This is a genomic window from Rahnella variigena, from assembly GCF_003610915.1.
Lineage (GTDB): Bacteria > Pseudomonadota > Gammaproteobacteria > Enterobacterales > Enterobacteriaceae > Rahnella > Rahnella variigena.
The window spans coordinates 1,008,949-1,025,661 of the sequence record NZ_NSDJ01000001.1; the positions used below are offsets into that span (position 1 = coordinate 1,008,949).

The 16,713-nt window shown below is 53.2% G+C and carries 16 protein-coding genes; 13 read left to right on the top strand and 3 right to left on the bottom strand.

All coding sequences use genetic code 11. The annotated features are described in order from the left end of the window. Positions 1–90: 90 nt before the first annotated feature. The 7 genes from ubiE to tatD all read left to right on the top strand — a co-directional run bounded on the left by ubiE (position 91) and on the right by tatD (position 5,711). A complete protein-coding gene (ubiE, locus tag CKQ54_RS04680; RefSeq protein ID WP_112290948.1) occupies positions 91–846 on the top strand; it encodes a bifunctional demethylmenaquinone methyltransferase/2-methoxy-6-polyprenyl-1,4-benzoquinol methylase UbiE in 756 nt (251 codons plus the stop codon). Positions 847–859: 13 nt separating this feature from the next. Further along, complete coding sequence (gene ubiJ, locus CKQ54_RS04685; protein WP_120162815.1) at positions 860–1,468, top strand: ubiquinone biosynthesis protein UbiJ; 609 nt, start codon at positions 860–862, stop codon at positions 1,466–1,468. Further along, complete coding sequence (ubiB, locus tag CKQ54_RS04690) at positions 1,465–3,096, top strand: ubiquinone biosynthesis regulatory protein kinase UbiB (RefSeq protein ID WP_112290949.1); 1,632 nt, start codon at positions 1,465–1,467, stop codon at positions 3,094–3,096. The genes ubiJ and ubiB overlap by 4 nt, the downstream gene beginning before the upstream one ends. A 72-nt stretch (positions 3,097–3,168) precedes the next feature. Further along, entirely contained in the window at positions 3,169–3,435 is a 267-nt protein-coding gene (tatA, locus tag CKQ54_RS04695) for a Sec-independent protein translocase subunit TatA (RefSeq protein ID WP_112290973.1), read from the top strand. A 3-nt stretch (positions 3,436–3,438) separates the two neighbouring features. Further along, complete coding sequence (gene tatB, locus CKQ54_RS04700; protein WP_120162768.1) at positions 3,439–4,086, top strand: Sec-independent protein translocase protein TatB; 648 nt, start codon at positions 3,439–3,441, stop codon at positions 4,084–4,086. Positions 4,087–4,088: 2 nt separating this feature from the next. Then, positions 4,089–4,862: a Sec-independent protein translocase subunit TatC gene (tatC, locus tag CKQ54_RS04705; RefSeq protein ID WP_120162767.1), complete on the top strand. Its 774-nt coding sequence runs from the start codon at positions 4,089–4,091 to the stop codon at positions 4,860–4,862. 57 nt (positions 4,863–4,919) lie between these two features. Beyond that, positions 4,920–5,711, top strand: coding sequence for a 3'-5' ssDNA/RNA exonuclease TatD (gene tatD / locus CKQ54_RS04710; protein WP_120162766.1), 792 nt, complete (start codon positions 4,920–4,922; stop codon positions 5,709–5,711). Between the two features lie 60 nt (positions 5,712–5,771). Here tatD and rfaH read toward each other — a convergent pair whose 3' ends face one another. Next, positions 5,772–6,260 (bottom strand): transcription/translation regulatory transformer protein RfaH, encoded by a 489-nt coding sequence (gene rfaH / locus CKQ54_RS04715; protein WP_181955594.1) that lies wholly within the window; start codon positions 6,258–6,260, stop codon positions 5,772–5,774. Between the two features lie 172 nt (positions 6,261–6,432). Between rfaH and pepE the strand changes: the two genes are divergently transcribed. From pepE to fre, 3 genes are all read left to right on the top strand, one after another. Next, a complete protein-coding gene (gene pepE / locus CKQ54_RS04720; protein ID WP_120162765.1) occupies positions 6,433–7,158 on the top strand; it encodes a dipeptidase PepE in 726 nt (241 codons plus the stop codon). A gap of 191 nt (positions 7,159–7,349) precedes the next feature. After that, complete coding sequence (ubiD, locus tag CKQ54_RS04725; protein ID WP_112290958.1) at positions 7,350–8,840, top strand: 4-hydroxy-3-polyprenylbenzoate decarboxylase; 1,491 nt, start codon at positions 7,350–7,352, stop codon at positions 8,838–8,840. A gap of 48 nt (positions 8,841–8,888) precedes the next feature. Beyond that, positions 8,889–9,590, top strand: coding sequence for an NAD(P)H-flavin reductase (gene fre / locus CKQ54_RS04730; RefSeq protein ID WP_113878003.1), 702 nt, complete (start codon positions 8,889–8,891; stop codon positions 9,588–9,590). A 135-nt stretch (positions 9,591–9,725) separates the two neighbouring features. Here fre and fadA read toward each other — a convergent pair whose 3' ends face one another. Next, on the bottom strand, positions 9,726–10,889 hold the full coding sequence (gene fadA, locus CKQ54_RS04735) for an acetyl-CoA C-acyltransferase FadA (RefSeq protein WP_120162764.1): 1,164 nt from the start codon (positions 10,887–10,889) through the stop codon (positions 9,726–9,728). A gap of 11 nt (positions 10,890–10,900) precedes the next feature. Continuing rightward, positions 10,901–13,093: a fatty acid oxidation complex subunit alpha FadB gene (gene fadB / locus CKQ54_RS04740; RefSeq protein WP_120162763.1), complete on the bottom strand. Its 2,193-nt coding sequence runs from the start codon at positions 13,091–13,093 to the stop codon at positions 10,901–10,903. A 188-nt stretch (positions 13,094–13,281) separates the two neighbouring features. Between fadB and pepQ the strand changes: the two genes are divergently transcribed. Genes pepQ through trkH form a run of 3 tightly spaced genes read left to right on the top strand, consistent with a single transcriptional unit; the run spans position 13,282 to position 16,712 of the window. Then, positions 13,282–14,613 (top strand): Xaa-Pro dipeptidase, encoded by a 1,332-nt coding sequence (gene pepQ, locus CKQ54_RS04745; protein WP_120162762.1) that lies wholly within the window; start codon positions 13,282–13,284, stop codon positions 14,611–14,613. After that, positions 14,613–15,224 (top strand): IMPACT family protein, encoded by a 612-nt coding sequence (locus CKQ54_RS04750; protein WP_120162761.1) that lies wholly within the window; start codon positions 14,613–14,615, stop codon positions 15,222–15,224. The genes pepQ and CKQ54_RS04750 overlap by 1 nt, the downstream gene beginning before the upstream one ends. A 36-nt stretch (positions 15,225–15,260) precedes the next feature. Further along, positions 15,261–16,712, top strand: coding sequence for a Trk system potassium transporter TrkH (gene trkH, locus CKQ54_RS04755; protein ID WP_120162760.1), 1,452 nt, complete (start codon positions 15,261–15,263; stop codon positions 16,710–16,712). The last annotated feature ends 1 nt before the right edge of the window (position 16,713 follow it).

Genomic DNA, 16,713 nt, shown 5'->3' on the forward strand with positions numbered 1-16,713 from the left:
ATATGTTGAATCACCATCGGTGATGGGGCTTTCCTATGGGTTCTGATACACTTCTCCCCAAGAGTTCGACTGAAAAAGCAGGCATATAAAATGGAAAAGCAGACGCAGGAAACCACTCATTTTGGTTTTCGTACAGTAGCCAAAGATGAAAAACAGGAAATGGTGGCAGAAGTCTTCCATTCCGTTGCGGCAAAATATGATTTGATGAATGACCTGATGTCTTTCGGTATTCATCGTATCTGGAAGCGCTTCACGATTGATTGCAGCGGTGTCCGTCAGGGACATCGTGTACTGGATCTGGCTGGTGGTACGGGTGACCTGACCGCTAAATTCTCCCGTCTGGTGGGTGAGAAAGGCGAAGTTGTGCTGGCCGATATCAACGATTCCATGCTGAAAATGGGCCGCGAAAAGCTGCGCAATCTCGGCATTGTCGGTAACGTCAGCTACGTACAGGCGAACGCCGAAGCCCTGCCTTTCCCTGATAACTATTTTGACTGCATCACGATTTCCTTCGGTCTGCGTAACGTTACCGAAAAAGAAAAAGCGCTGCGTTCAATGTTCCGCGTGCTTAAGCCGGGCGGTCGTTTACTGGTTCTGGAATTCTCCAAACCTGTCCTCAAGCCTTTGAGCAAAGCCTACGATACCTATTCCTTCCACATTCTGCCGCGCATTGGCGAGCTGGTTGCGCAGGATGCTGAGAGCTACCGCTACCTGGCCGAATCTATCCGTATGCACCCTGATCAGGAAACCCTGAAGGGCATGATGGGCGATGCTGGTTTTGAAAATGTGACGTATCACAATCTGACGGGTGGCATTGTCGCACTGCATCGGGGTTTTAAATTCTGATATGAGTATGCCGATGTTGTTAACGCCGTTGCTGACTGCCGCTATCGAGACGCCGCTCAATTTTCTGCTTTTCAAAGATCGCAGCATGAAGGCGGCGCGCACGCGTCTGGCAGGTAAAGTTTTACGTGTTGAGTTGCAGGAACTGAGCTCACCGCTGACCTTTGTTTTCAGCGAGCAAAAAATCGATGTCCTCGGACAATGGGACGGCGCGGCCGATTGCACCGTCACTTCCCGGATTTCATCTCTGCGAAAATTACGGGATCGCCAGCAGCTGTCACCGATGATGCGCAGTGGCGAACTGGTGGTCGACGGGGATATTTCCGTGGTTCAGCAGTTCTCTGCGTTGCTGGATATGGCGGAATTTGAGCCCGCAGAATTTCTGGCGCCCTATATCGGTGATATCGCCGCACAGGGGTTAAGTCAGGCGGTTCAGGGCGGCTTTAATTTTTTGCAAAAAGGCCTGAAGCATCAGCAAAGTTATGTGGCGCAGACGCTGACCGAGGAGTGGAAAATGGCACCCGGTCCGCTGGAAGTCGTCTGGTTTAGCGATGAAGTCACTGCACTGAAGCATGAACTTGATGCGCTGGATAAACGTATCGAAAAACTGGAGGGCAAACCGTGACGCCTAGGGAAATGCGACGTTTATACCTGATTATCCGCATGTTTCTTATCTACGGCCTTGACGAACTGATCCCTAAAATCCGCTTAACGCTGCCGCTGCGAATGGGCCGTTATCTTTTTTTCTGGTTACCTCATCGTCACAAAGATAAGCCGTTGGGCGAGCGCATGCGTCTGGCGCTGGAACAACTTGGGCCGGTTTGGATCAAGTTTGGTCAGATGATGTCCACGCGCCGCGATCTTTTCCCTCCGCATATTGCCGATCAACTCGCTCTGCTGCAGGACCATGTACCGCCGTTTGATGGCGCAAAAGCGCGTCAGCAAATCGATGCTGCACTTGGTGGTCCGCTGGAAACCTGGTTTGATGAGTTCGATCAGACTCCGCTGGCTTCTGCCTCGATTGCACAGGTTCATACGGCAATCCTCAAGGAAAACGGCAAGCCAGTCGTACTCAAGGTTATCCGCCCGGATATTTTGCCGACCATTGTGGCGGACATCCGCCTGATGTCTCGCCTTGCAAGCTGGCTGCCGATTCTGCTACCCGATGGTCGCCGTTTGCGCCCGCGTGAAGTGGTACGCGAGTATGAGAAAACCTTGCTCGATGAACTGAATCTGTTACGTGAAGCAGCAAATGCGATTCAGCTTCGTCGTAACTTTGAAGGTAGTCCGATGCTGTATGTGCCGGAAGTGTATCCGGACTACTGCAGCGAACGACTGATGGTGATGGAGCGCATTTACGGCATTCCGGTTTCTGATATTGAGGCACTGAAAAAACAGGGCACCAATATGAAATTGCTGGCAGAGCGTGGTGTGCAGGTGTTCTTCACACAGGTTTTCCGCGACAGTTTTTTCCATGCCGATATGCATCCGGGCAATATTTTCGTCAGCTACGAAACGCCGGAAGACCCTTGCTACATAGGGATCGATTGCGGCATAGTGGGTTCGCTCAATAAGGAAGACAAGCGCTATCTGGCGGAGAACTTCATCGCGTTCTTTAACCGCGATTATCGCAAAGTGGCTGAGCTGCATGTCGATTCCGGCTGGGTTCCCCGCGATACCAACGTTGAAGAATTCGAATTTGCTATCCGTACGGTCTGCGAACCGATTTTTGAGAAACCACTGGCAGAGATTTCCTTTGGCAACGTATTGTTAAACCTGTTTAACACGGCGCGGCGCTTTAATATGGAAGTCCAGCCTCAGCTGGTGTTGCTGCAAAAAACACTGTTGTATGTCGAAGGCCTCGGGCGTCAGCTTTATCCTCAGCTGGATTTGTGGACCACGGCAAAGCCGTTCCTCGAAAGCTGGGTACGCGATCAGGTCGGTTTACCGGCGATGATCCGCGCACTGAAAGAGCGTGCGCCGTTCTGGCTCGAGAAAATGCCTGAGTTGCCGGATTTGGTGTATCAGAGTCTGCATCAGCACAAGCTGTTGCAATACAACATTGAGAAGCTTTCCTCGCAGATCCATAACCAGAGTTCCCGTCAGGGGCAGTCTCGTTATCTTCTGGGAATAGGTGCGACGCTGTTGTTAAGCGGAACCCTTTTGCTGTTGGGCGACGTGAAGATTTATCCAGCCTGCCTGATGGCTGCCGGTGCTGTTTCCTGGTTGATCGGATGGAAGCGCGCCAGCTAATCATATTGTTTTAAATTGAATGCCGTTTGCGAACGGCAATGAATGTCGTTCCTTCCTATTGAGGTGAAAAAAATGGGTGGTATTAGTATTACAAAAATCCTGATTCTCGTTGTTCTTGTGGTACTGCTGTTCGGTACGAAGAAACTGCGTGGTCTGGGTTCTGATCTGGGCGCGTCCATCAAAGGCTTCAAAAAGGCCATGAGCGATGACGACACTCAGCCAAAAACTAAAGACGCTGACATTTCTCCAACTGATGCTGATTTCACGGCAAAGTCTGTTGAGATCAAGCCGGAAGCGAAAGCAGAAGACACCAAGAGCCAAAACAAAGAGCAGGTATAAGCCGTGTTCGATATTGGATTTAGTGAACTGCTGCTGGTATTGGTGATTGGCCTGGTTGTTCTCGGGCCGGAGCGTTTACCTGTAGCAGTGAGAACAGTAGCAGGCTGGATCCGTACGCTTCGTGCAATGGCCGCTTCAGTTCAAAGCGAATTATCGCAGGAGCTGAAACTTCAGGAGTTGCAGGATAGCCTGAAGAAAGCGGAAGAGTCCGGTCTGAAGAATTTAACGCCTGAAATCAAAGCGTCTATGGACGAATTGAAAGAAGCGGCAGAATCCATGAAAAAGTCTATCAATTCAGGGCTTAACCCTGCGGAGAAGGCGGTGGAAGAAGCCAAAGCTGAAGGCAATACCATTCATAATCCGGTTCTGGATGAAGCGGAAGCGCATCATGACGCGGGTGTTTCTCCGGCAACGGCAGACAAAGTGGTTTCTGCTCCGGCAGGTGCGCCTCAAAGCGCTGTTGATGCTGCACTCGCATCGAATAAATCCGCTCATGCTGCTCAGCCATTGATGACACCAACGGAACCGGTGCCTGACACTTCTGTTGAGGTTGCACCGTTGACGAAAGCTGCTGTGGATGAAGCCCCTGTTGCTGAAACTGCCGCACCCGTCAAACCGGCTTCATCAACTCAAACGACAGGTGACCGTTAAACATGGCAGTTGAAGATACTCAACCACTGATCAGTCATCTGATTGAACTGCGCAAGCGCCTGCTGAATGCCATTATCTGCATTCTGGTGGTGTTTTTAGCGCTGGTTTATTTTGCGAATGACATCTATCAGCTGGTGGCCTCACCGCTGATTAAGCAGATGCCGATGGGCGCGAGCATGATTGCGACCGATGTCGCATCACCGTTCTTTACGCCAATTAAACTGACGATGATCGTGTCGGTGTTCTTATCCGCGCCGTTCATTTTGTATCAGGTCTGGGCGTTTGTGGCGCCGGCGCTGTACAAACATGAACGACGTCTGATGATGCCGCTGCTGTTCTCAAGCTCTGCGTTATTCTATCTGGGCGTGGCATTTGCGTATTTCGTGGTGTTCCCGCTGGCGTTTGCTTTCTTTGCGAAAACCGCGCCGGTTGGCGTACAGATTGCTACCGACATTAACAACTATCTCGATTTCGTGATGGCGTTGTTTATGGCCTTTGGTGTGTCTTTCGAAGTGCCTATCGCGATTGTGCTGCTCTGCTGGAGTGGCGTGACCACGCCGGAAGACCTGAAAAAGAAACGTCCGTATGTCCTGGTTGGGGCATTTGTGGTGGGCATGTTGTTAACGCCGCCGGATGTGTTCTCGCAAACGCTGCTGGCAATTCCGATGTATCTGCTGTTTGAAATCGGGGTGTTCTTTGCCCGTTTCTACGTCGGAGCACGCCGCCGGTCTGATGTCGATACAGAGTCTGATACCGATCCGGATCGGCCTGCATAATCCTTATTCTGCTCTAAAAAACCGCCCTGTTGGGCGGTTTCTGTTTCAGGACTTTCCATGTTTGAAATCGGTATAAACCTCACCAGCAGCCAGTTTGACAAAGACCGGCCGCAGGTGGTGGAAAGAGCCCGGACCGCCGGGCTGAGCGGCATGTTGATCACCGGTACCTCTGCGCGGGAAAGTATCGAAGCGCAGATGATGGCGGCAGAGCATCCGGACTTCTGCTGGTCGACGGCAGGTGTACATCCGCATCAGGCAAGCGACTGGAACGAGCAGGTTGCTGCAAACATTCGTCAGCTGGCTGAATTGCCCAACGTCGTCGCCATCGGTGAATGCGGGCTGGATTTCAATCGCAACTTTTCGCCAGCTGACCTTCAGGAAGCGGCTTTTACGGCGCAACTGGCACTGGCGAAAGAATTACAGTTGCCGGTGTTTTTGCATTGTCGCGACGCCGGTGAGCGTTTTGCCGCATTGCTGAAACCCTGGCTGGCAGATTTGCCGGGTGGCGTTGTGCATTGTTTTACCGGCACCCGCCAGGAGCTTGAGTTGTATTTGTCCCTTGGTCTGTCGATTGGAATTACCGGCTGGGTGTGCGACGAGCGTCGCGGACTGGAGCTGCGTGAAATGTTGCCGCTGATCCCGGCTGAAAGGCTGATGCTTGAAACGGATGCGCCGTATTTACTGCCGCGGGATATGGAGAACAAACCAAAGAACCGTCGCAACGAACCGGCTTTCCTGCCGCATATCGTGAATCAGGTGGCACTATGGCGGGGTGAAGACCCGCAATGGCTGGCTGATATCACGGATGATAATGCGCGTAAGCTATTTGCGTTACCGGAGCGTCGCTGAATCCATGAAAAAGGCACCGCAGAAGGTGCCTTTTGAGTTCTGATGTGTCGAAAATACCGGTCAGAGTTTCTGGAAGTGGGTATTTTCAATGCTCTGGCGAACCGGCTGATTGATCAGGTTGAGCATCAGCAACGAACGGGCTTCGCCATCCGGCTCGGTATAAATGGCTTCGATTCCGGCGAAAATGCCGTCAGTGATGACAACCGGATCGCCTTCATACGGTGTATCAGGATCGCGAACTTCAATCGTCGGCGGCTCCATCAGTTGTTTGATCACGTCCGGCTGGACAGTTGCCAGCTTTGCGCCAAAGCGGATGAAGTGACTGACGCCACGCGTTGCGTTGATCGTCGTGGTATGGATCCGCTCAGGGTCAAACTCAATGAACATGTAATTTGGAAACAGGGGCTCGCTGACCGCCGTACGGCGTCCACGCACCAGCTTTTCCAGTGTGATCATTGGTGTCAGGCAGTTTACCTGCTGGCGTTCAAGATGTTCCTTGGCGCGCAGAAGCTGACCACGTTTGCAATAGAGTAAATACCAGGATTCCATAGGTTCCCACATTAAAGCGTCGAGCGGGGCAGCATACCAAAAGCCGCTCACGAGATACAGACAGTGCAAGTCTTTGCATACGTTTGCTGATTGTCGACCCGTTATCTTTTATTATCGAAGGAATGCACCTTCTTATCCCCTCTATTAGTCTTATTTTATCAGGAGAAGTCTCATGGAGTTGTTCTTACTGAGTAACGGTAAGCTTTCAGGCGAATCTGAGTTACTGGGCTACGCGAAAGCGCGCATCCAGGCCATGTTACAGGCCCGCAAAATTACTTCTGCTGTCCTGATCCCTTACGCCCTGATCCGCAGTGATTATGACGCGCGTGCGAAAGAACTTTCAGATGCGCTGGGTATTCAGGTCAGCAGTATTCATCACGCAGCAAGCCCGGCTGAGGCGATTGCCAGCGCAGAGTGTATTCTTATCAGTGGCGGGAATACCTGGATGCTCAATCAGATGCTGCATGAAAACAGCCTGATCGTGCCAATTCAGCGCGCGGTGCGTGAGCGCAATGTGCCGTATGTCGGCTGGAGCGCGGGTTGTAATGTTGCGACGCCAAGCATTCGTACCACCAATGATATGCCGGTGCGCAATTCAATCGTTCTGCCTGCGCTGAACCTGTTCCCGGTGCAAATCAATCCGCATTATATTGATGCGCATTTAAGCGGTCACATGGGTGAAACACGTGATGAGCGTATCGCCGAGTTCTGTGCGGTTAATCCGTCTGAATCGGTGATTGCGTTGCGTGAAGGCAGTTTGCTGCAGGTGTCCGGTAACGATCTGAGTTACTTCAGTGCCAAAGAGCAGGGTTTCAAAGTGTTCCGTCATGGGCAGGAAACGCAGGAATATCAGGATACTCAGGCGATCCAACCTCTGGTACCTTTTAACTGCCAGTAATTTTTGCACAGATCTAATCCGCACCGTCAGACCAGAAATATCGGGACTGACGGTTATACTGCTTTTTCGTAATCGGCGTTTACTTAGGGTAAGAGTCTTACTAAAAAGAAACCTGCTGATAACAAAAAAGCAGCAACAACCCCGGAGAGGCTCTATAATGCCCTCCTTCAACCCGGCGACTCAGAATTAGCATGAAATACCGTGATTTACGTGACTTCCTCTCGTTACTCGAAAAGAGAGGCCAGCTGAAACGCATTAGCCAGTCTGTCGACCCTTATCTGGAAATGACCGAGATTGCCGATCGCACCTTGCGTGCCGGCGGCCCGGCTCTGTTGTTCGAAAATCCAAAGGGCTATGACATGCCGGTCCTGTGCAATTTATTCGGCACACCGCAGCGTGTGGCGATGGGCATGGGTAAAGAAGATGTCAGTGCGTTGCGTGAAGTCGGTGAATTGCTGGCGTTTCTGAAGGAACCTGAGCCGCCGCGCGGTTTTCGTGATTTATTCGACAAAGCGCCGAAGTTTAAACAAGTGCTGAATATGCCGACCAAAGTGCTGCATTCTGCACCTTGTCAGGAACAGATTTGGGAAGGCGATGCCGTTGATATCACTAAGATCCCTGTGATGCAGTGCTGGCCGGAAGACGCCGCACCGCTGATCACCTGGGGTCTGACCGTCACCCGCGGTCCGAATAAACCTCGCCAGAATCTGGGCATTTACCGCCAGCAGGTGCTGGGCAAAAACAAAGTGATTATGCGCTGGTTATCCCATCGCGGCGGCGCGCTGGATTTCCAGGAATGGTGCCAGCAAAACCCGGGGCAGCGTTTTCCTGTTTCGGTGGCGCTGGGTGCCGATCCGGCAACGATCCTTGGTGCCGTGACACCGGTTCCCGATACGCTGTCTGAATATGCCTTCGCGGGTTTGTTGCGCGGCAATAAAACCGAAGTCGTGAAGTGTATTTCTAACGATCTGGAAGTGCCGGCCAGCGCTGAGATTGTGCTCGAAGGGTATATTGAACCGGGCGAAATGGCCCCGGAAGGCCCTTATGGTGACCATACCGGCTACTATAATGAAGTAGACAGTTTCCCGGTATTCACCATTACGCACATGACGCAGCGGAAAGACGCTATCTATCATTCGACCTACACCGGCCGTCCGCCGGATGAACCTGCGGTTCTGGGTGTGGCGTTGAATGAAGTGTTTGTGCCAATCCTGAAAAAGCAGTTTCCGGAAATTGTGGACTTCTATCTGCCGCCTGAGGGTTGCTCCTACCGTCTGGCTGTCGTTACCATGAAGAAGCAATACGCCGGTCATGCGAAACGCGTGATGATGGGCGTCTGGTCATTCCTGCGTCAGTTCATGTACACCAAGTTCGTGATTGTGTGTGACGACGATGTGAATGCCCGCGACTGGAACGACGTGATTTGGGCGATTACTACCCGTATGGATCCTGCACGGGATACGGTTCTGGTAGAAAACACGCCGATTGATTATCTCGATTTTGCCTCTCCGGTTTCGGGGCTTGGCTCAAAAATGGGGATGGATGCGACCAACAAATGGCCGGGTGAAACGCAGCGTGAGTGGGGACGTCCGATTGTGAAAGATCCGGAAGTCACCGCGCGTATCGACGCTATTTGGGATGAACTCGCTATTCTTAATGATAAAGACGATGCGAAAAAATAATCGAATCTTTGTCCTACGCTTTGCTTTGATGACCCACAGAGGGAACGCATGACAACATTGAGCTGTAAAGTGACCTCGGTTGAGGCGATAACGGATACGGTGTATCGCGTCCGCCTGGTTCCGGAAGCGCCTTTCTCGTTCCGCGCGGGTCAGTATCTGATGGTGGTAATGGATGAGCGCGATAAGCGCCCGTTCTCACTGGCCTCCACGCCTGCGCAACACAATGTGATTGAGCTGCACATCGGCGCGTCGGAACTGAATCTGTACGCGATGGCGGTTATGGATCGCATTCTGAAAGAGCAGGCGATCACCGTCGATATTCCGCATGGCGATGCCTGGCTGCGTGAAGACGGCGAGCGTCCTCTGGTGCTGATTGCCGGTGGTACCGGCTTCTCCTACGTCCGTTCGATTCTTATCACCGCACTCGAGCAGCAACCGCACCGCGATATCTCCATTTACTGGGGCGGGCGTGAACTGAAGCATCTGTACGATCTTGGTGAGCTGGAAGCGATGAGCATTAATCATCCGAACCTGAAAGTGATCCCGGTAGTTGAACAGCCGGAAGAGGGCTGGCAGGGCAGAAGCGGTACCGTGCTGAGCGCGGTTTTACAGGATTTCTCTTCACTGTCTGAGCACGATATTTATATCGCCGGTCGTTTTGAGATGGCTAAAATCGCCCGTGAGCGTTTTGTCGCGGAACGCGGTGCGCAGGAAGATCGTCTGTTTGGGGATGCCTTCTCTTTCATCTGATTTGTATTTAAGGATCGGAGAGAAAGATGAAAAAGCCCGCCCCTGACAGGCGGGAAAACGGCAACTAAAACGGATAAGACACATTGATGAAAGCGGGCTGAATGCCCGCTTTTTTTGTTTTGCAGAAAGGGAAAATCAGACGCGTTCGAAAACGGTCGCGATACCCTGACCTAAACCGATGCACATGGTCGCCACGCCAAACTGTACGTCACGGCGCTCCATCAGGTTCAGCAGCGTGGTGGAAATGCGTGAACCGGAACAACCCAGCGGATGACCGAGCGCAATGGCGCCGCCGTTCAGGTTGACGCGATCTTCCATGGTTTCCAGCAGTCCCAAATCTTTCACGCACGGTAAGGCTTGTGCTGCAAAAGCTTCGTTCAGCTCGAACAGGCCGATGTCCTGCACGCTCAGTCCGGCGCGTTTCAATGCCAGACGCGTTGCCGGTACCGGACCGTAGCCCATAATCGACGGATCGCAGCCGACCACCGCCATCGCACGGATGCGGGCGCGGGCTGTCAGACCTAAAGATTTGGCATGGGATTCGCTCATCAGCAGCATCGCTGACGCACCGTCGGACAGGGCAGAAGACGTGCCCGCCGTGACGGTGCCGTTCACCGGATCGAACGCCGGACGCAGTGCCGCCAGTGTGGCGACCGTCGTTTCCGGGCGGATCACTTCGTCGAAATCATAACGGGTCAGCACACCTTCGGCGTTATGGCCTTCGGTCGGGACAACTTCATTGGCAAAATGCCCGGCAACCGTGGCGGCATGCGCGCGCTGATGGGAGCGTGCGGCAAATTCATCCTGCATTTCACGGCTGATCTGGTGCATTTTCGCCAGCATTTCCGCGGTCAGTCCCATCATCCCCGCCGCTTTAGCGACAGTTTTGCTCAGGCCAGGATGAAAATCGACGCCGTGATTCATCGGCACATGGCCCATGTGTTCCACACCGCCAATCAGGCTGACTTGTGCATCGCCGACCATAATGGCGCGGGCCGCGTCGTGCAGAGCCTGCATGGACGATCCGCACAGGCGGTTGACCGTAGTCGCCGGCACGCTGTGCGGAATTTCCGCCAGCAGCGAGGCGTTACGGGCAATATTAAAGCCTTGTTCCAGCGTCTGCTGGACGCAGCCCCAGTAAATATCATCAATATCTTTGGCGTTCAGCGCCGGGTTGCGGGCCAGCACGGCGCGCATCAGATGTGCGGAGAGATCTTCAGCCCTGACATGGCGGAATGCGCCGCCTTTCGAACGACCCATCGGCGTGCGGACTGCATCAACAATGACTACGTTTTCCATGATTTCGGTCCTTATGCCTGATTGCCGGTGCTGAGATTTTCCAGCGGAGCGGCAACCGGATAGTAACTTTCATTGGTTTGCGCTTTGGCGCGTAACCCTGCCGGTGCCTGATACATCGGCCCCAGATGTGCGTACTGTTCGGTCATTTTCAGATATTCGGCGGTGCCGAGGGTATCAAGATAACGGAACGGCCCGCCGTGGAACGGCGGGAATCCGATGCCGTACACCAGCGCCATATCGGCTTCAGCAGGGCTGGCAATAATGCCTTCTTCAAAGCAACGCACCACTTCGTTAATCATCGGGATCATCATGCGGGCGATGATGTCCTGCGGTGAGAAGTCAGCGTGAGCCGGTTTCAGGTTATCGGCCAGCAGGTTGATCGCCTGTTCATCGACTTCCTTGCGCGGTTTGCCTTTGCTGTCTTCGCTGTAGCGGTAGAAGCCGAGCTGGTTTTTCTGACCGAAGCGCCGGTTGTCGAACAGGACATCAACCGCATCACGATAATCGCGGGCCATGCGTTGCGGGAAACCGGCGGCCATGACGGCCTGCGCGTGGTGAGCGGTGTCGATGCCGACCACGTCCAGCAGATAGGCCGGGCCCATTGGCCAGCCGAACTGTTTTTCCATTACTTTGTCGATCTGGCGGAAATCAGCGCCATCTCGCAGCAGCAAACTGAAGCCGGAGAAATACGGGAACAGCACGCGGTTAACAAAGAAGCCCGGGCAGTCGTTCACCACGATCGGCGTTTTGCCCATCGCCAGTGCGTAAGAAACGATACGCGAAATGGTTTTGTCTGAAGTTTTCTCGCCACGCACGATTTCAACCAGCGGCATACGGTGAACCGGGTTAAAGAAGTGCATACCGCAGAAGTTTTCCGGACGTTTCAGCGAAGAAGCCAGCTGATCGATAGGAATGGTTGAGGTATTCGAGGCCAGAATGGTATCGGCGCTGAGTAAGGATTCCGCTTCCGCAAGAACTGCGGCTTTGACTTTAGGATTTTCAACTACAGCTTCAACGACGACGGAAGCACGTTCGATGCCGCTGTAATCCAGTGTTGGATGAATGGTCGACAGTACTTTGGCCATTTTCAGACCGTCGAGTTTGCCGCGCTCAAGCTGCTTGTTCAGCAATTTGGCCGCTTCGTTCATGCCGAGCGTCAGGGACTGGTCGCTGATGTCTTTCATCACTACCGGTACGCCTTTCAGCGCGGACTGATAAGCGATCCCGCCGCCCATAATGCCTGCGCCCAAAACTGTAGCCTGCTTCGGTTTTTCGCTGTCTTGCGCCAGTTTTTTAGCTTTGCCTTTCACGAACTGATCGTTAAGGAAAATGCTGACCAGCGCACGGGCTTCTTTCGATTGTGCAAGTGGCACAAAGCTGGCGGTTTCCAGCTGCAAAGCTTCGTCACGACCCAGACGGGCTGCGGCTTCAATCGTTTTTACTGCGGTCATTGGTGCCGGATAATGTTTGCCGGCATTTTGCATGACCATACTTTTGGCCACGCTGAAACTCATCGTCGCTTCAATCTGGCTGAGTTTCAGTGGCAGACGTTTCGGGTCACGACGGCTGTGCCATTCCAGTTTGCCGTCGATGGCATTTTTCAGCATGGTGATACCGGCGTCGCGCAGTTTATCCGCTTCAACCACTGCATCAACCAGCCCGACTTTCAGAGCCTCTTTCCCGCTGATGTTTTTACCGGCGGCGATAATTTCCAGCGCACTGTCAGTACCAATCAGGCGTGGCAAACGCACGGAGCCACCAAAGCCCGGCATGATGCCTAAGCTGGTTTCCGGCAGACCGATACGCGCATCGGCGGTGCTGATACGAAAATCCGTCGCCAGCACGCATTCGCAACCGCCGCCCAGCGCATAACCACTGATGGCAGAAAGGGTCGGCACCGGCAGGTCTTCCAGCCGGTTAAAAATGCTGTTAGCGAAATCCAGCCACTCGTGCAGTTTTTCGGCTGGCGCATTAAACAGTGATAAAAATTCAGTGATATCCGCGCCGACGATAAACGCCGGTTTGGCTGAACTGAGCAGCAAACCTTTCAGGTCAGACTGTTTTTCAAGTATCGCAATGGCTTCGCCCAGGCTGGCGACAGTTTGGGTGTCGAGCTTGTTAACCGAGCCTGGAGCATCAAACACCAGCTCCGCGATACCGCCGTCGAGCCAGTGCAGGTGTAATGTTTCGCCTTGGTAGAGCATGTGTCTCTCCTGAATCATCTGGGATGATCTGGTATGACCAGATGCTTTGGAGTGTGGTTTTTATGTTAATAATTTGCAAATGAGATGTGTTTTATTTGCAGGCAAGATCACAAACCTTCCGGGACTATGGTCACGGTGAGGCTGTGGTAAGATGCTGCATCGTCTTTCAGGTGAAAAAGGACAGTTGGATGGAATCGCTTACTACGCTTTATAAAGAACATATCGCCACGCTGCAGACGCGTGCCCGTGAAATTCTGCAACGTTCTCAGCTTGATGCGTTACTGATTCACTCTGGTGAATTGCTGACGACCTTCCTTGATGATCATAGTTATCCGTTCAAAGTAAACCCGCAGTTCAAAGCCTGGGTGCCGGTCACGCAGGTGCCTAATTGCTGGTTATGGGTGGATGGCGTGAATGCGCCGAAGCTGTGGTTCTATTCGCCGGTGGACTACTGGCACAGCCATGAACCGCTGCCGGAGTCCTTCTGGACCAAAGAAATTTCCCTGACGCCGCTGGCTAATGCCGATGACATCAAAGGCCAGTTGCCGGTTGATCTCAAGCGTGTCGGTTATATCGGCTACAGTCAGGATCGCGCGATCAGCATGGGTATCCCTGCTGCGAATGTGAACCCGAAAGCGGTGCTGGATTACCTGCATTATCAACGCGCCTACAAAACAGATTACGAACTGGCCTGTATGCGTGAAGCGCAGAAAGTGGCGGTGAGTGGCCATCGTGCGGCGAAAGAAGCGTTCCTTTCTGGCATGAGCGAGTTCGATATCAACCTGGCGTATCTGACTGCGACCGGTCACCGTGATACCGATGTGCCTTACAGCAACATCGTCGCGCTCAATGAACACGCTTCCGTGCTGCACTACACCACGCTCGATAACCAGCCACCTGCCGAAATGCGCAGCTTCCTGCTGGATGCGGGCGCGGAATATAACGGTTATGCCGCTGACCTGACGCGGACCTATGCCGCAAAACCGGACAGTGATTTCGCTGCGCTGATCAAAGATCTGAACACGGAAGAGCTGGCGCTGATCGATACGATTAAGGCTGGTGTGCGCTATACCGACTATCATGTTCAGATGCATCACCGTATCGCCAAATTATTGAAAGCGCACAAGCTGGTGGTTGATATCAGTGAAGACGCTATGGTGGAACAGAATCTGACCGGGCCTTTCCTGCCGCATGGTCTGGGACATCCGCTGGGATTACAGGTACACGATGTGGCCGGTTTCATGCAGGACGACACCGGTACGCATCTGGCGGCGCCTTCGCAATATCCGTATCTGCGTTGTACCCGTGTTCTTGAGCCGGGAATGGTGCTGACTATCGAGCCAGGTTTGTATTTCATTGATTCGTTGCTGTTACCGTGGCGGGAAGGGCAGTTCAGCAAGCACTTTGCCTGGGATCGCATCGACGCAATGAAGCCGTTTGGCGGCATTCGTATCGAAGACAACATTGTCATCCACGATAATCGTATCGAGAACATGACACGTGATCTGAAGCTGGCCTGATGCAGCCTTATTCCGTCCCCGCTGAACCTGTCAGTTTCAGCGAAGAAATAAAGAAGAGCCGTTTCATCACCCTGCTGGCGAGAACTGAGGGAGTTGAAGCGGCAAAAGCTTTTATCCAGGAGATCAGAAACCAGCACCCCGCAGCGCGTCATCACTGCTGGGCGTTTGTGGCGGGTGCGCCTGATGATTCTCAGCAACTGGGATTTTCTGATGACGGGGAACCTGCGGGCACAGCAGGTAAACCGATCCTCAGTCAGCTGATGGGAAGCGGGATCGGAGAAATTACCGCCGTCGTCGTACGTTATTACGGTGGCATTATGCTGGGAACCGGCGGGCTGGTGAAAGCCTATGGCGGCGGTGTTCAGCAGGCATTAAAGCAACTTGTCGTGCAGCAAAAAGTTCCGCTGGCGGAGTTCGCGGTGCAGTGTGATTACAGCCAGTTACAGCTGGTGGAAACCCTGCTTTCGCAAGTCGGTGGACATATTTTACGCAGTGAGTTTGGCGCTGCGGTAGATCTCGTTCTGGCGCTACCCGCCGCGGATGCGCCGGCAACCGTCAGTCACTTATTCGATATCAGCCGTGGCACGCTTATCCTGCGTCCGGTTTCTTAAATTTTCTATGGTTAATTCGCTGAGGAACGCACCAGCATGCATTTTCGTGCCATAACACGCATCGTGGGGGTGCTTGTCATCCTTTTCTCGGGAACGATGATCATTCCCGGACTGGTCGCTTTAATTTACCGTGATGGTGCGGGGCGTGCATTCAGTCAGACATTCTTTGTCGCCCTGGCGATTGGGCTATTCCTCTGGCTTCCCAACCGGAAACAAAAGAGTGAGCTCAAGCCGCGCGAAGGTTTCCTGATCGTGGTGCTGTTCTGGACGGTGCTGGGCAGCGTCGGGGCATTGCCATTCCTGTTCTCTGAGCGGCCGAACCTTTCCCTGACCGATGCGTTCTTCGAATCCTTCTCCGGTCTGACTACAACAGGCGCCACCACGCTTGTCGGGCTGGACTCCCTGCCGAAGGCGATTCTCTTCTACCGGCAGATGCTGCAATGGTTTGGCGGGATGGGGATCATTGTGCTCGCGGTGGCAATTCTGCCGATATTGGGCGTCGGGGGGATGCAGTTATATCGCGCAGAAATGCCGGGGCCGCTGAAAGATAACAAGATGCGCCCGCGTATTGCTGAGACGGCTAAAACGCTGTGGCTTATCTATGTTCTGCTGACAATTGCCTGTGCTTTGTCTTTATGGGGCGCGGGGATGTCGGTCTTTGATGCGATTGGGCACAGTTTCTCGACGATTGCGATTGGCGGTTTCTCGACGCACGACGCCAGCATCGGTTATTTCCATAGCGGCACTATTAATAGCATTGTGGCGGTATTCCTGTTGATTTCCGGTTGTAACTACGGCCTGCACTTCGCAGTGCTGAGCGGGCGCAACCTCAAGGTGTACTGGCGTGATCCGGAATTTCGCATGTTTATCGGCGTGCAGTTCACGCTGGTCGTCATCTGCACGGTGATTCTGTGGATCCATAATACCTACGGCTCGCCGCTGGAAACGCTCAATCAGGCATTCTTCCAGGTAGTCTCAATGGCCACTACGGCAGGATATACCACCGACAGTATTTCCAAATGGCCGTTGTTCCTGCCTCTTTTATTATTGTGCTCTGCGTTTATCGGCGGCTGTGCGGGTTCCACCGGCGGCGGTCTGAAAGTGATCCGCATCCTGTTGCTTTATTTACAGGGAACACGCGAGCTGAAAAGGCTGGTTCACCCGAACGCGGTTTACACCATCAAACTCGGTAATCGCGCACTGCCAGAACGTATTATCGAAGCTGTGTGGGGATTTTTCTCCGCTTACGCACTGGTTTTCATTATCAGCATGCTGGCGATCGTGGCGACCGGCGTAGATAACTTCTCTGCTTTTGCTGCGGTCACGGCTACGCTGAATAACCTGGGGCCGGGATTAGGCGTTGTGGCCGATAACTTTGCATCTATGAATTCAGTGGCGAAATGGATCCTTATCGTCACCATGTTGTTTGGTCGTCTCGAAGTGTTCACATTATTGGTACTGTTCACGCCGACGTTCTGGCGCGAATGAG

Bases quoted from the DNA above. Each gene is read 5' to 3' on its own strand.
- ubiJ (WP_120162815.1), top strand. From the start codon at position 860: ATGTTGTTAACGCCGTTGCTGACTGCCGCTATCGAGACGCCGCTCAAT.
- tatA (WP_112290973.1), top strand. From the start codon at position 3,169: ATGGGTGGTATTAGTATTACAAAAATCCTGATTCTCGTTGTTCTTGTG.
- fadA (WP_120162764.1), bottom strand. From the start codon at position 10,889: ATGGAAAACGTAGTCATTGTTGATGCAGTCCGCACGCCGATGGGTCGT.
- fadB (WP_120162763.1), bottom strand. From the start codon at position 13,093: ATGCTCTACCAAGGCGAAACATTACACCTGCACTGGCTCGACGGCGGT.
- tatC (WP_120162767.1), top strand. From the start codon at position 4,089: ATGGCAGTTGAAGATACTCAACCACTGATCAGTCATCTGATTGAACTG.
- pepE (WP_120162765.1), top strand. From the start codon at position 6,433: ATGGAGTTGTTCTTACTGAGTAACGGTAAGCTTTCAGGCGAATCTGAG.
- fre (WP_113878003.1), top strand. From the start codon at position 8,889: ATGACAACATTGAGCTGTAAAGTGACCTCGGTTGAGGCGATAACGGAT.
- trkH (WP_120162760.1), top strand. From the start codon at position 15,261: ATGCATTTTCGTGCCATAACACGCATCGTGGGGGTGCTTGTCATCCTT.
- tatD (WP_120162766.1), top strand. From the start codon at position 4,920: ATGTTTGAAATCGGTATAAACCTCACCAGCAGCCAGTTTGACAAAGAC.
- pepQ (WP_120162762.1), top strand. From the start codon at position 13,282: ATGGAATCGCTTACTACGCTTTATAAAGAACATATCGCCACGCTGCAG.
- rfaH (WP_181955594.1), bottom strand. From the start codon at position 6,260: ATGGAATCCTGGTATTTACTCTATTGCAAACGTGGTCAGCTTCTGCGC.
- CKQ54_RS04750 (WP_120162761.1), top strand. From the start codon at position 14,613: ATGCAGCCTTATTCCGTCCCCGCTGAACCTGTCAGTTTCAGCGAAGAA.
- ubiD (WP_112290958.1), top strand. From the start codon at position 7,350: ATGAAATACCGTGATTTACGTGACTTCCTCTCGTTACTCGAAAAGAGA.
- ubiE (WP_112290948.1), top strand. From the start codon at position 91: ATGGAAAAGCAGACGCAGGAAACCACTCATTTTGGTTTTCGTACAGTA.